Genomic DNA, 14987 nt, shown 5'->3' on the forward strand with positions numbered 1-14987 from the left:
GAACTAATATTGCTACTACATGAAGACCAGTGGGTAATTGATGTATGAACATGATAAAGGTCTTCAGCCTCGGAGGAATGCTTATGGGAATGGTTTTCTCGATCTTGAAAAAGTACCGCGTCGCAGCGATTGCGGCACTGGTCATGATGCTGATTGAGCTCACCGTTGAGCTGATTCAGCCGCTGCTCATCTCTAAAATCATTGACGACGGCATACAGAAACAGGATTTATCCGTTGTCTGGATGTGGGGAGCCGTTTTAACTGGAAGCGCTATTATTGCCTTTATAGCGGGAATATCCAGCTCTTTTTTTGCGGCGCATACGAGTCAGGGACTCGGCTATGATCTGCGTGATCAGCTGTATGAAAAGGTGCAGTCTTTCTCTTATTCGATATTTAACCGGTTTGCTACCTCATCTTTGATTACCAGACTTACAGGTGACGTCACCCAGATTCAGGATACGGTGTTCATGGGCTTGCGGTTTATGACGCGCGTTCCGCTCGTTGTGCTGGGAAGCATCATCATGGCATTGGTGGTGAATGTGAAGCTGGGCTTGCTGCTTGTCCTTACCGTGCCATTATTGTTTATTTTTATCGCTTGGATTATGAAGCGGGCAGCGGATGCGTTCCGCCATGTACAGCAGCGACTGGATGCGGTGAACGGCGTCATTCAGGAGAATCTGACCGGGATTCGGTTGATACGCGTATTCGTACGGATGGGACACGAAATTGAACGCTTTGCCCGTACCTCTGGCAAGCTGATGAGCACCACGGTCTCGACCTTGCGATTAACGGAGACAACGATGCCGTTTATTCTTCTCATAATGAATGCAGGGATTATGGCGGTCCTGTGGTTCGGCCGCAAAGACATCGCGTCCGGCAGTGCCAGCGTCGGCGAAGTGGTTGCCGTAGTCAATTATTCCCTGCGTTGTATTGGTGCCATGTCCGCCCTGTCCTGGGTTGTCGTTGCCTTCTCCCGGGGACGCGCTTCCGCACAGCGGACGCAAGAGGTGTTAAATACGGAAGAGGATGCAGCAAGCGCGGCCAAGGATAAGAATAAAAAGGTTCAAATTCAAGGCGGCGTGAAGTTCGAGCAAGTGAGTTTTAGCTATCCGGGCAGCGACATCGACGTGCTGACGGATATTTCCTTTGAAGCGAGGCCCGGAGAGCGGATCGCGATTATGGGAGCAACTGGTTCCGGCAAGTCTTCATTAGTACAGCTGATTCCACGGCTTTACGAGGAAGAGAAGGGAACAGTACGCGTAGACGGAATGGACGCCGGATCGATCGATGAGGTAAATCTGCGCAGCAGCATCGGTTATGTGCCGCAGGAAGTGCTGCTCTTCTCCGGTACGGTGCGGGAGAATATTGCCTGGGGACGCGAGGAGGCTTCCATGGAGGAAATTAAAGAAGCGGCGCGCAGAGCGCAAATCCACGATACCATTGAGCGTCTCCCTAACGGTTATGACACGATGCTGGGCCAGCGCGGGGTCAACTTGTCCGGGGGACAGAAGCAGCGCCTGTCCATTGCGCGGGCGCTTGTGCGAAAGCCCGCCATCCTTATTCTGGACGACAGCACCAGCGCCCTTGACGTCCGAACGGAAGGCGCTCTGCTGGATGCACTGAAGGATTTGTCCTGTACGACGTTTTTGATCACGCAGAAGATCAGCTCGACCACTTCGGCTGATTTGATTCTGCTGCTGGACGACGGGCGTTTGATTGGAAAAGGGAACCACGAAGATTTGATGGAAAGTTCCTCTCTATATCGACGCATCTATGAATCCCAATACGGAGAGGAGGCGCAGCAGCATGCTCAAGGCATTCACTGAACCGTTTCGTCATCCGAGACCGAAGATTGATCTTGGCAAGAATAAGGATGGCGGCCAGGGGAGCAAGCCTAAGGCCAAGGCCAAAAACTGGTCGGGCACCCTCTCCAGAATATGGACTTATCTCGCCCGCCGCAAAGGCAAGCTCGCACTCGTGCTGCTGATGGTGTTGATCAGCTCGGGCCTTGCATTGCTAGGTCCCTATCTGCTTGGCGTCGGCGTGGATAGATTTCTGGATGATGTGCGTAATCCGGACAGCTCCATCGACGCGGCCTGGTTGTATTTTCTCGTTGGCTTGGCCGCCGTCTATGTTCTTCAGGCTTTAACCACTTGGCTGCACAACGTCTGGATGATCGGCATCGCCCAAGAGACGGTGTACCGGATGCGGATGGATCTGTTCACGCATCTGCACCGGCTCCCGATCCCGTTCTACGGCAAGCGCCAGCAGGGCGAGATCATGAGCCGCCTGACGAATGATATCGAGAACGTGAGTTCAACGCTCAACAGCTCAGCGATTCAAATCTTCTCGAGCGTGTTGACCTTAATCGGCACATTAACCGTCATGTTATGGCTTAGTCCGCTCCTTACGCTGCTGACATTCCTGGTCGTGCCTCTGATGATGATGGGGATGCGCTGGATTACCCGGCGGACCGGCCCCTTGTTTAAGGAGCGTCAACGCAACCTGGGGGATCTGAACGGGTATATTGAAGAAACGCTGTCGGGGCAGCGGATTATTAAGGCTTTTTCCCAGGAAGAACGGGTTGTCCGCGAATTCGATGAGCGCAATCAACGGATTCGTCTGTCGGGCTTCTGGGCGCAGAGCATATCAGGCTTCATTCCGAAGCTGATGAACGGGCTCAACAACTTGAGCTTTGCGATCGTAGCAGGCATCGGCGGCATCATGGCGATTCAGGGGCATATTACGATCGGCGTCATCATTATATTTGAGAGTTATGCAAGGCAGTTTACGAGACCGCTGAACGATCTCGCGAACCAATGGAATACGCTGCTGTCTGCCATTGCGGGGGCGGAACGCGTATTCGAGGTGCTGGATGAAGAGGTTGAAGCGAAGGACGAAGGGGCTGCTGTCACGCTGAAGAGCGTGGAGGGCGCGGTGAAGTTCGACAACGTCTCGTTTTCTTATGAGAAAGACGGAGACACACTGGAAGGAATCAGCTTTGAAGCGAAACCCGGTGAGATGATTGCGCTGGTCGGTCCGACCGGTGCGGGGAAAACGACGTTAATTCAGCTGCTCTCCCGGTTTTACGATCCGGACAGTGGAAGGATTACCCTCGACGGGCGGGATATTGCTTCGATCCGCAGGGAGAGTCTGCGCGCGCAGATGGCTTTTGTGCTGCAGGATTCCTTCCTCTTCCAGGGCACGATCCGTGAGAATATCCGCTTCGGACGGCTGGATGCCACCGATGAGGAAGTGGAAGAAGCCGCGAAATTGGCCAACGCCCACTCGTTTATCGTGCGGATGAAGGATGGTTATGACAAGAAACTCAAACCTGACGGCAGCGGCATCAGTCAAGGACAGAAGCAGCTGCTTGCCATCGCGAGGGCGATTCTGGCCAACCCTTCCATGCTGGTGCTGGATGAAGCGACAAGCAGCATCGATACCGTAACGGAAATCAAAATCCAGGAAGGATTGCAGCGATTGATGAAAGGGCGGACGAGCTTTGTCATTGCCCACCGTCTAAACACGATCCGCTCGGCGGACCGCATCCTGGTGCTCAAGGATGGACGCTTATTAGAGCAGGGCTCCCATGATGAGCTGCTGAAGCAGGGAGGATTCTACAGCGACCTGTATTACGGCCAGCTGAAACGGGCGGCTATGTAACAACATGGCGCAGACACCATGATAAGGGAGTGTACCTCTGCTCTAGAACCACTATCATCATTTGTCCGAACTGCGGTTCCCCCAAATAAGGTTACCTGGTATAGGTCATAGTTGGAGCCGAGCGTCCCATACCATTTGGAATATCGCATTAGCCATAATCAAAACCACCGGAGAGGCTTTAAGCCAAGCAGGGCTCCGGTGGTTTTTTTGGGTATTCGGATTTTATGATTTTCACTCATTCGTTGACAGTGGTTCCGTTAGCTTCTACTTTTTGCGCGATTTGAGCTTGTTTACTGACAACCGTTCCGTATTTGGAGCATACCCCAATAAACTATGGACGAGTACTGAAGCTTCATCCCCTTGTGGAAGAGAGAAGTCAAGCTCTTTCCGCCCTCATCCGTGATTATCGGGAGGACTTGACAGCCAAGCAATAGTTAACGTTGTCGAATGCCGTTATTTTGTGATCAGGCTGACTCTCATTATAGGCCTGAAACAGCTCCCTTGTAATCTCGGAAGGAGTTAGATGTTGGTAAATCAACAAATTAGCCTCTTCCAGCAATTGCTCCAGCTCCGCGTAGGAATAGCCTGCCTGCATGGGTTCGCCCGCCCGCATGGCCATCATGACCTGCTTCTGCGCCCGTTCACCCGCCTCCGGGGTAAGTGTAAGCTCATCGGGATAATCAAAGACAAAGCTGCTGCCGCTGGGGACCCGCCGGGCAATGGACGACAACAGCTGCTTGAATGCCTGTTTTGGCAAATAATAACTGATTCCGAGCAAGCTGCTGAAGCTGATTCGTTCCGGGTCAAAAGCCGGGCAGGCTGCTAAACGGCTTGTCCAGTCCGCTTCTAAAAAGTCTGCGGCAATGCAATGTAGATTCGCCGGCTTGGCCAATGGGAGAGCGGATACGCGCCTTTCTTTATCCGCTGCCGTAACGGGATGATCGATCTCGAAAATACGCAGCTTTTCAGCCCACTCCGGCTGTCTGTAGGCGAAGGTGTCGTAGCCGGAGGCAAAGATTAGATACTGTTCGGCTCCCAAGCCGGCGGCAACGGCGAGCGATTGCTCGGCAAATGCTGCTCTCCCGAGCGGAGAAGGAGACAGCTGATAATCGACGACTTCGCGCAGCGCCTGCTCCTGCGAGCCGACAAACGACGGCCGGAAGAAAGTTACGGCCTGGGACATGTTGAAGGCTATCTGCTCGTATTCCTGATCGGTTAACAACTGGATGGCGATGGGATCGTCAAAAATTTTCACTTGATTATGCTTGGCGTGATACGCCCGCGAAAATGCGCTGACAAGAGCGGTCAGGCTTTTCTTTTCCATGATGGATCACCTCTTATCCGTTGTAGCATGGCAAGGCCCGGCAGGATAAGACTTGACTTTCATGTAAATTTATGGTATAATAAATGTATTGAATAGTTAAAGTTCACATTATCGCCATATTTGATGGCGTTTTTTTTATTTTCTCCTAATATTGGATGTGATATCTGGTAAATCCGGTACCCGAGTGGAGCGATTCGATCGACTTCTTGGAGAATCCGGGAGCCACCAGCAGAGACGAAAACCAAGGGGCTGTCCCAAAGGTCGATTGACCAGGGATAGCCCCTTGGTATGTTGATAAGACGCTACGAATATAAATCCATTCCTTCAATCGCTGTTGCCCCCAGCGGAAAAATTCGAGGACAAAGGCAACCGCTGCAGCTTTTCCGGGGCACTTCGTCCTCTCAGCTACATCGGGCTTCGTGTTGTGCAAATCGTACGAGGTGCATCAATAGTCCGCCAGCTTCCTGAGATAGTCAAACGGCACTCCGTAATTCTAGCCTTTATCAGCCAATTCGTCAGGCCAACGGGTTCAGGCTAGACGGTGTCTCGAAGGTCGTCGGGCTCACATTGCGGAATCTCGATATAAAACGGCCTGATTTCCGCATTGTATAATTGTGGGTAATCACAAAGGGTCAAATACGGAGGCTTGCATATTTTAATTTAACACGGACCTATCTGCTGTTCTTTCCCTTATTTAGAGCTCGTAGTTTGAAGCTGCAGTTTACGCTGCCCCGCGGATTTGCCAAACTGCAGCATGAACAGCAGAAGAACTCCAGCTTGCAAGGCAACCAGGACGATATAGATGTTGCTGTAGGTGGAAGCGCCCTGGAACAGGTTCAGCGGATTCCAGGAGCTGCCGGCGCCAAGATCGACGGCTTTGCCGTACACCCCCGTGGAGATCGCGCCGGACAGGAAGTTAAGCAGCGAGAACAATCCCATCCCGACACCGGTTTGCTCTTTGGGCAGCGACAATGAGATGGTCTTGGAGAGCGAGATTTGCATAAATATTTGACCTACATTGCCAAAGACCAGAATCAGCGCAATGAGGTATGGCGATACGCCCGCGAAGGTGGACAACAGGGCGAAACAGAGCAGAAGCAGGGTGGACGCTGTATAGAACAGATAACGCGTTCCCTTGGTGTCCGCGAGCTTGCCGCCTCTTCCACCGAGTATGGCCGCAGCGACGGCTCCCGGCACCATAACAAATCCGATCCATCCCGGAGCCAAACCGTTAATATCCGCCAGCAGCTGCGGAGTAAGAAAAGGCAGGGCGTAACCGACACTCATGATGAATATGCCGAGGACCAGACCGACCGAATAGCTTTTGTTGCTGAATAAACGGGGCTGGACAAAAGGCTCTTTAGCCGATCGAATGCGCAGGAGGAACAACAGGAACAGCATGAAGCTGCCTACGCCGAATATCCATCCACTCTGCGTCACCGCAAGGAGCAGCAGCGCAACCGTTCCGGCGAGAAGACCGCCGCCGAGCCAATCGATTCGTCCACCCTGACCTTGTTCATTGCCCAAATATTTGCGGTACAGCGGCAAGGTAACAAGGATCAACAGCGGGATGCAGAAGAGCCATCTCCAGTGGAACACGCTGACGATCAGAGCCGAGACAACCGGCCCAATCGCACTTCCTATAGCGAGTCCGGTGGCGGTTATGCCGAGCGCGCGGCCCCGGCTTTCCGCAGGGAAATAGCGAACGGGAATGATCATGGCGGTTGCAGGAATGACGGCTGCCCCCGCAGCCTGGAGGATCCGCCCCAGCAGCACCATCCAGTAGGCTTGTGCCGACAAACCTACAATAGAACCGACTAGGAAGAGAAGCAAACCGAAAGTAAGCAGATTTTTGAGTTTATAGGTGTCGGCCAATTTTCCATATAGGACAGAGCCTATGGCATAAATCAGCATGTAAATCGACGATACCCAGCTGACCTGGGCAAAGGAAAGCTGGAATTGCTTGCTGATCTCCGGAAGCACGATATTAAACATCGTTGCGCTCATCGATGAGAGAATCATCGTAAAGGCCAGAATGCGTATTAATTTTTCAGCAGATGGTGGTTGTTGCTGATGTTCGTTCATGTGATTTCCCCCTTTCCTTTGGTTACGATTTATTCTACAATCGATAGTTAATAAATAAAAATATATATTATGACATGCATTCATATACTCAAGGGTATCAATAAAGGAGGAAGAACATCGTGGAACTGCTTCAGCTGCATTATTTTCAGACGGTGGCCAGAATGGAGCATATGACCAAGGCTGCGAAGGAACTCCGAATTGCCCAGCCTGCGCTCAGCAAGACGATTGCCAGGTTAGAGGAAGATTTGGGAGTACAGCTGTTCGATCGGCAGAATCGGCAAATCAAGCTCAATTCATTCGGGAAGGCTTTTCTGAAAAGCGTAGATACGGCATTGTCAGCGCTTGAGGAAGGGAAGAGAGAGGTGTCGGATTTGGCAGGTATGGAGCGGGGCAGCATCCGCATTGCAACGACGGCACTGCCTCGGCTGTCCAAAGCATTGGGAGCTTTCCGTGCGCGATATCCTGATGTGAATTTCCGCATTATCCAGATTCCGCCTGACTCGATGATGGAGATGGTGCAGATGCTGGAGAATGGTGAAGTCGATTTATGCTTTGCGGCTGCGGCATTGGATGATGACAAGTTTCGGGAAATCCCGGTTCTCCATGCCGAGGTGTTCTTGGCGGTACCCCACGGTCATCGATTGGCGGGCAGGAAGAGCATTTCCCTTCAGGACGTTGCGGGGGAAGCCTTCATCGAATACAAGGAAGGCCACCCGTTCCGAAAAATGAATGAGGAGTTCTGCCGATTGGCCGGGATCAGCCGGGATGTCGTCTGTGAAGTGGATGAACCTGCCGCTTTGGGAAGTCTGGTGGCCGCCGGGCTTGGAGCCGCATTTGTACCCGGGTGCAAAGGGGATGAAGAGCCGCCGTACGCGATGGTGCGTATCGAGAAACCTTCCTGCTACCGTACCTTCACTCTAGCGTGGCTGGAGCAGCGATATTTGTCCAAGGCCGCAAGAGAATTCCAGTCATTCCTGGTAGACTATTTCGGCGAGTTTCAGGAGCCGATGATGCATAGGGACGTGATCTGACAGATCACGTCTTTTTTCCTGTCCCGGCGATCCCCTTCTACATAGGCCGGGCCTTCTACGCATACAGATAGATCAAGAACTTTCAAGGGAGGAATACGATGCTGGATCCAGTACTGACATCTCCGAATTTGAAGCTGTTTGCGGACTCGAACGACACTTTGAACTATAAACGCGATGCGGGAAATTACATAACCCAGGTGTTTGAAAATCAGATGCCGGCCATTGCCACAGGATTCTTCAACGTTCATATGACCAAAGGAATTATCATCCAGCCCCATTGGCATACGAATGTCGATGAGCTGGTGTTTGTCATCAGCGGCGAAGTGCTGACTTCCGTATTTAATCCCTTCACCCAGAAGCTGATGACCTACAAGCTAAAACCGGGACAGGTATCGATGTTACCAAAAGGCTGGTTCCACTGGATTCTGACGCTTAGCGACAAAGCCCATATTCTGACCATATTTGATAAGCCAACGCCGGATATCGTATATGGATCGGACTTCCTTAGGCATATTCCCAAGGAGATCTTGCATATCGCATACTGCGTGAATGAGGAGGATTACGCCAAAGCGGTTGCTCCGCTGAAGGAAACGGTCATATTAGGGCCACCGCCGGGCTGCGGCAAGCGGGACGACCATGCCCCCTACGTTGAATCGATTCAGCGGCAGCCGTTTGACCAGCCATTTCCGTTGAACGCACAGCAACCTTCGCCGCCTAGCTATTATGGATATGCACCATCGCCACCATCCTATCCATCGTATCCATACAATTATCAACAAGCGAGGATGCAGCAGTACGGCGTTTCCCCATCGTATTCCCCTTATTCACAGCCGCCATCGTTTCCGCCGCAAGCTTCCTTCTCGCCACCCTATGCGCAACCGGCACCCTATGCACAACCGGTAACCTATTCGCAGCAGGCACATCAGCAATCGCCATTTTTCCAGCCGCAGCCCTTCCAGCAGCTTCAGTATCTGTACAAAACGAGTCCGGATCCAGAGTCTGTCTCTAGCCGTGGTCCCGAATCCGATACGGAAAATGGGCGAGAGGGCCAGTGACACCTTAAGCTTGCGGTCTGTTATTGCAAGCAGTATAAGATGATGACGCCTGATCATTTATATGACGACTCCGAAGTCTTCAAACTCCCTTGGTGGTTTTTTTTGAAACCACCCTCCGGAGAAGAAGGCTTCTTTTTGTATCCCGGATCGTCCGTATATTTTCCTTCCGAAAAAAGCCTTGCCTGATCTGGAACGTTCTGGTATGCTATTGTCCTTCTCTCATTTTCGCCTTGTCTGAAGTGGATGGGTCCGCCATCTAAAATGCTTATCGGAGGTGCTTCATGCTTTATTTCACATTGGCTTCCAAAGCCTATGCCCGCAATTTGCAGTACCGCGGCGCACACATGGTGCACAATATCGCCAGCGCGATGTTCGGCTTCATGTATGCCTGTATCTGGATCGGTCTCGGTGCAGACTACGCACTCGGAGATTACGGAACGCAGGGAATGGTCGGTTATATCGCCTTTACGCAAGCTGCGCTCTGGGTTTCCAGTTTCGTCACGAATGGCCTCGGCATTCCCCAAGCCGTGCGAACCGGCCATATCTCTCTGGATTTGATGCGACCCGTTCACTTGTTCAGTCATTTGATGGCCAAGGAATGGGGGCAAATCGCCTACCAATTCGTTTACAAATCAATCCCGATCTACCTGGTGTATTATTTTGCTTTCTCGCTGCATTTACCCGGAAAAGCATCTACCTTCCTCTATGTAGCCATTGCGCTTGCAGGAGCCGCCTATTTATCGATCTGCATCAACTATCTCATCGGCGCATCCGCATTATGGACAACGGAATCGTCCTGGTTGTATTGGGGCAACCATGCGATGATCAATCTTCTTGCAGGCTTCTTTATTCCGATTGAATGGCTGCCGGGCTGGCTTCAGACGTTGGCCTGGTGGTCGCCGTATCCGTATCTGCTCTATGTGCCGACCCGGATCTATCTGGGTTTTGATGACGTTTCCTATCTATGGGGGACGCTCTTGTGGTGCCTGCTGCTCACGATGGCCAGCCTGCTGGCAACAGGCTTCCTAAGACGGAAAGTGGAGGTGCAAGGAGGATGACCACGAGATCCTGGTTATCTCTGTACGCGCTGCTGATCCGCACCAGCATCAAAAGCCGCATGCAATACAAATTCAATTTTATCCTGGCTTCGTTTCTGGCGGCGCTGATCCAAATTTCTGAATTTCTTATGGTTGCTATCGTGCTCTACAAATTTGGGGCCATTCAGGGGTGGTCCATGCATGAAATCGGGTATTTGTTTGCCGTTATGACCTTATCGAAGACGCTCTACCGGACGTTTGCGGATGAAGTGCACCATCTTGAACACTATCTGGTCAACGGGGAGCTTGACCAACTGCTGACCCGTCCCATGCCGGTGCTGCTGGCGCTCATGCCGCAGAAATTCCGGATTATGTTGGGCGAAGTGCTGCAGGGCGGTTTTCTGCTCTGGTGGTCGCTGCATGGCATGATGGCGGCAGGGCAAGTCGGATGGAGCGCGGTGCCGCAATCGCTCTATATTATCGTCACGGGAGCCGTCATCCTGTTCTCGATCGGACTTGCGACCGCCACGTTCGGTTTTTGGACGACCCGGATCACCGAGCTTCAAAATATTACGGAGGACGCGGCCCGGACGGCAGCCCAGTATCCGCTCACGCTGTATCCCAAATGGATGTCGTCGATCCTGCTGATCGTGGTCCCGGTCGGTTTAGTCAATTACATTCCGTCATTATACATACTGCGGGGCGAGCTCGGCGTTTGGGTGCTGCCCGCGTTGGCCGGAGCGGCTCTGGTATGTCTCTTCTTAAGTCTGAAATTCTGGCAGTTTGGTTTGACCAAATATCAAAGTACAGGGAGCTAAAGGAGGAACGCGTCAATGATTGAAGTCCACGACATACGCAAGGAGTTCAAAACGCCGGTTGTGAAGGAGGGGCGCTTCTCCGGGCTGCGAACCCTGTTCACGAGAGAATACCGGACGAAGGAAGCCGTGAAGGGAATCAGCTTTCAAGTGGAGCGGGGGGAATTCGTCGGATACATCGGACCGAACGGGGCCGGCAAATCCACCACCATCAAAATGCTGACCGGCATTCTCCACCCGACCTCGGGTCACGTATCGATCGGAGGCTTGAATCCGCACAAGGAGCGGCGCAGCGTCGTGAACAACCTGGGCGTCGTATTCGGTCAGCGGAGCCAGCTGTGGTGGGACCTGCCGGTGAAGGATTCTTACGATATTTTGGCTAAAATGTACAGCGTGGATCAGGCGGACAAGGAGCGCAGACTCGGACAGTTTGCCGAATTGCTGGATTTACAGGCGTTCTGGGAAACGCCTGTGCGCAAGCTGTCGCTCGGCCAGCGCATGCGCGCCGACCTCGCCGCCGCGATGCTGCATGATCCGGACGTGCTGTTCCTGGATGAGCCGACGATCGGTCTGGACGTAAACGCCAAACGGAACATCCGCCATTTTCTCAAGCTGATCAACGAGCAATTCGGCAAGACCATACTGCTCACGACGCATGACATGGATGATATCGAACAGCTGTGCAATCGCGTGATGGTCATTAACAACGGCGAGCTGTCTTATGATGGGACGGTAAAGTCATTACGAGACACCATCGGGCTGCCTACCGTAATCACGGTTACTTTCCGCGGTCCTTTTGTAATTCCCGATCAATCTTTGCGCGAAGGCGGTCTTCCCGCCCCGATTCGGGTGACAAGCACACTGGATAACACCGTCACCATTGAGGTGAACCGCCGTGAGATGAACACGCTTGATATTTTTAAAGAGCTGGGCCGCTGGGGCGAGCTGGATGATATCGATATGGAAGATCCCGATTTCGAAGATGTGATTCATAAGGTGTACTGAACAGAGCCAAGAGCGGGCCCTATCGCATATTTAAACTAAACTTAAACTTCAAGTCATCTGAATGCTCTTTTCGTTAAGTATGATGAGCTTGAGGTGATTGATATGAATCATTCAAGAATGAAAAAAGCCGGGTATACGGCTTGCATTGCCGCTGTTATGTATGCCCTCCCCCATTTCTGGTGGGGACTTGGCATCGGGTTTGCATTCCCAGGGGATTTCCAGGAAGCGCCTGATGAATTTTGGACGCACGTGATCGGTTACTGGGGAATGGGTACCCTGGCCTTATTGGCAGCCGTTTTCGCGCTTGCTTTTGCCAGGCCGTGGGGGCTGCGCTTACCGAAATGGTTGCTAACTATACCAGCTGCCATCGGTTCTGTTTTGTTGTCATTATGGGGATTTACTTACTTCGTCATGCAGTATTTGTTGGCGGTCGGCCGCGTTCAGTCGGCCCCCATGTATGCCGATCAAGATGCAAGCCCCATGGCGGTGTGGGGATACTTCTGGTACGCACTCTTCCTGATCTGGGGAATTTCACTGGGTACAGCAGCATACTATGGGGGAAAAGTTCGTAAGCAGAATAAATCAAAATCGTTTCACTAAATAACGCATGTATTTCTTTCGTTGGACATTTTTGGTAACCTTGTACAATATAATAGGATACACACCTAAAGAGGAGCCTGCACGGTTCCTTTTTAATTTGGGTGCAAATGGACATAGAGGAAGTATAATATAGAGATAGAGGAAGGAAACCTCTGCTCTGATCATACGAGCCCAAGAATAACATCTACATATAAAGGATGAGCCACCATGAAGTTGATGAAGCGGATCTGGTTCCGTATCGGTAACCATTACAGAAAGAAGCGGGATTTTGAACAAGCCCTTAAATATATGAGAAAAGGCGAAAGTGCCATTACCAGTTTCAATGATAAGCTGCACTATGCGGAGCTGCTGCACAACAGCGGCCATTCGGAAGAGGCCATAACTTATTTGGGGCGCGTGATCGATACGAGCGGAAGCCATCGCGCTTATGAGCGGCGCGCTCATATTTTGCGTGAGCTGAACCGGGAGCGCGAGGCCATTGAGGATCTAAATGAAGCGATTCGGTTGAATGCCGACAATTATATGAATTGGTATACCCGGGGGATTGCCCACAAGGATTTGAATCAATATGAAGAGGCGATCCGCGATCTGAAGGAAAGCATTAAAAGAGAGGACAGGAGCACGGTTATTTCAACTTATTATGAGCTGGGCATGACCTTTTACGAGAGCGGCAATCCGGCGGAAGCGGCGCACTATTTTCGCCTAAGCATCCAGGAGCCGGAACGCGCCATCCCGATGTATTATTACATGCTGTCCGTATCCCTGGATCTGATGGATCATGTGCAGGAAGCCGTGGGAGTCCTACAGGAGGGAATCCAGCTGGCCGATCGGTATGAAGCGGAAGCGGATGGCGGATATGCGCTGTTTGCAGGCAGCACCAACTACAGCTACGGTGCATTTCAGACGTTTCAGCGGCAAGTGCGGGAGGCGTATTCCTTTCGGAAATCTATGGCGGACCTGTACGTGCAGCTTGGGGACATGGGACAGGCCGAGCACTATCTATCGGAGGCCATTGATCGGTATCCGGATTCATACGAGCTTTACTTAAAGAGAGCGGAGGTCTTCAACCGGTCCGGTAACAAAAATGCAGCCAAAGCGGATTTGGAATGGGCGATTGAAGCGGCGCCGGACGATTGCCGCGCGTATTTCGACATGGCCCGGATTTATCGCGAGGATGGTCTGGAGGATCAGGCCTACGAGCTGATTTCGAAGTTGTATGCAAGACAGCCGGACTCCCCGCTGGCCTGCTATTGGATGGCCGACTGCTATTACCGGCTGGGGCGTCAGGAGGAGGCGCTGGCGATCAATGACAAGCTGCTTAAGCTTGAGAATGATGATGCACCGAACTATGTGCAGCGCGCCGATATTTACATGGAGATGAATGATCTGCCATCAGCGGAGCAGGCTCTGAAGGAAGCAGCCGCGCTTCAGGACGGGACTGAAATCCGCAACAAGCTGAGTTATGTGCTCTATCTTCAGGGACGCAATGAGGAAGCGCTGCTTGAACTGCAGGAAGCGGTTAAGCAGGAGGAGTCCTTCTCCGAGCATCCGACGTATTTGGCGGCCAGCGGCCATATCTATAAGGAGATGGGCATGTGGGATCTGGCCATCGATGCTTATTCCCAGGCAATCCAGGCGCATCCGTCGAACCCGAGATTTTACGAGTTTCGTGCCGTTTGCTTTGTGGAGACCGGACAGCTGGAACGGGGATTAGCGGACTGTGCCCAAGGGCTCAGTTTGAACCCGGGGCAAGGCAGCCTCTACAGCCTGCGAAGCGGAATCTATTATTCGATGGCGGATTATGCGCGGGCGAAGGAAGATACGCTGCAAGTGCTGGAGCTTTCGCCGGGTCATCCGGGCGCTTATTTCAGACTGGGACAGATTTATTACAAGGATCAGGACGAGGATGCGGCATTAGCTGCTTTTGACGAGGTACTGAGGCTGGTTCCCGAGCATGCCGACAGCTATTTGTACAAAGCACATATTTTTTACGGCCAGTTCGAGCATGAAGATGCCATACAGGCCATCGTGAACTGGAGCTTGCATCTTCAGAAGGAGATGCCGCCGGCGGATAAAATCCAAGCCATCGAAGGCTTGGAGGGCTTTGAAGAGAGCTTGCTGAACAAAGCGGTAGAACGGTTAACGGGCATGTATGGGCATCAGCTTTATTTGTCCTGAATGCCGCTCTTAACCAGCAGAATCATCGAATTCTGCATTCACCCTGTAAGTCCGGTGCTCATGTAGGGATGCGTTGATCACGAAGAAGTTAGAGTCCGCCAAGAAGTGGTGTCACATTTTGTCTGAAATTATGGTATGATTCAATAGTTGTTGCAGCATAACATGCTCGCAGGCTGCATAGCCAAGCGGGC

12 protein-coding genes are annotated in these 14987 nt (G+C 52.1%); 9 read left to right on the plus strand and 3 right to left on the minus strand.

Annotated elements, in window-relative coordinates:
• The first annotated feature begins 83 nt into the window (after positions 1-83).
• A complete protein-coding gene (locus MKX98_RS07310) occupies positions 84-1826 on the plus strand; it encodes an ABC transporter ATP-binding protein (protein ID WP_194541352.1) in 1743 nt (580 codons plus the stop codon).
• On the plus strand, positions 1807-3666 hold the full coding sequence (locus MKX98_RS07315; protein WP_339222350.1) for an ABC transporter ATP-binding protein: 1860 nt from the start codon (positions 1807-1809) through the stop codon (positions 3664-3666). The genes MKX98_RS07310 and MKX98_RS07315 overlap by 20 nt, the downstream gene beginning before the upstream one ends.
• Positions 3667-4069: 403 nt before the next feature.
• Here MKX98_RS07315 and MKX98_RS07320 read toward each other — a convergent pair whose 3' ends face one another.
• The 3 genes from MKX98_RS07320 to MKX98_RS07330 form a co-directional block, all read right to left on the minus strand.
• Positions 4070-4990, minus strand: a complete 921-nt coding sequence (locus MKX98_RS07320; protein ID WP_339222352.1) for a class I SAM-dependent methyltransferase — start codon at positions 4988-4990, stop codon at positions 4070-4072.
• A gap of 145 nt (positions 4991-5135) precedes the next feature.
• Positions 5136-5420, minus strand: coding sequence for a hypothetical protein (locus MKX98_RS07325; protein ID WP_339222353.1), 285 nt, complete (start codon positions 5418-5420; stop codon positions 5136-5138).
• A 260-nt stretch (positions 5421-5680) separates the two neighbouring features.
• The gene (locus MKX98_RS07330; protein ID WP_339222355.1) at positions 5681-7075 is read right to left on the minus strand and encodes an MFS transporter; all 1395 of its coding nucleotides are present in this window, start codon (positions 7073-7075) and stop codon (positions 5681-5683) included.
• Positions 7076-7194: 119 nt separating this feature from the next.
• Between MKX98_RS07330 and MKX98_RS07335 the strand changes: the two genes are divergently transcribed.
• The 7 genes from MKX98_RS07335 (at position 7195) to MKX98_RS07365 (ending at position 14796) form a co-directional block, all read left to right on the plus strand.
• A complete protein-coding gene (locus tag MKX98_RS07335; RefSeq protein WP_220686243.1) occupies positions 7195-8106 on the plus strand; it encodes a LysR family transcriptional regulator in 912 nt (303 codons plus the stop codon).
• A gap of 98 nt (positions 8107-8204) precedes the next feature.
• Complete coding sequence (locus tag MKX98_RS07340; RefSeq protein ID WP_339222357.1) at positions 8205-9161, plus strand: cupin domain-containing protein; 957 nt, start codon at positions 8205-8207, stop codon at positions 9159-9161.
• 281 nt (positions 9162-9442) lie between these two features.
• A complete protein-coding gene (locus MKX98_RS07345; protein ID WP_339222359.1) occupies positions 9443-10219 on the plus strand; it encodes an ABC-2 family transporter protein in 777 nt (258 codons plus the stop codon).
• Complete coding sequence (locus tag MKX98_RS07350; protein ID WP_071223555.1) at positions 10216-11016, plus strand: ABC-2 family transporter protein; 801 nt, start codon at positions 10216-10218, stop codon at positions 11014-11016. The genes MKX98_RS07345 and MKX98_RS07350 overlap by 4 nt, the downstream gene beginning before the upstream one ends.
• 15 nt (positions 11017-11031) lie before the next feature.
• Positions 11032-12018 (plus strand): ATP-binding cassette domain-containing protein, encoded by a 987-nt coding sequence (locus MKX98_RS07355; protein ID WP_339222361.1) that lies wholly within the window; start codon positions 11032-11034, stop codon positions 12016-12018.
• A gap of 102 nt (positions 12019-12120) precedes the next feature.
• A complete protein-coding gene (locus MKX98_RS07360) occupies positions 12121-12618 on the plus strand; it encodes a DUF3995 domain-containing protein (protein ID WP_194541359.1) in 498 nt (165 codons plus the stop codon).
• A 207-nt stretch (positions 12619-12825) separates the two neighbouring features.
• Entirely contained in the window at positions 12826-14796 is a 1971-nt protein-coding gene (locus MKX98_RS07365) for a tetratricopeptide repeat protein (RefSeq protein WP_339222363.1), read from the plus strand.
• Positions 14797-14987 lie beyond the last annotated feature (191 nt).

The organism is Paenibacillus sp. FSL W7-1332 (genome assembly GCF_037969785.1).
Classification (GTDB): Bacteria; Bacillota; Bacilli; order Paenibacillales; family Paenibacillaceae; genus Paenibacillus_AQ.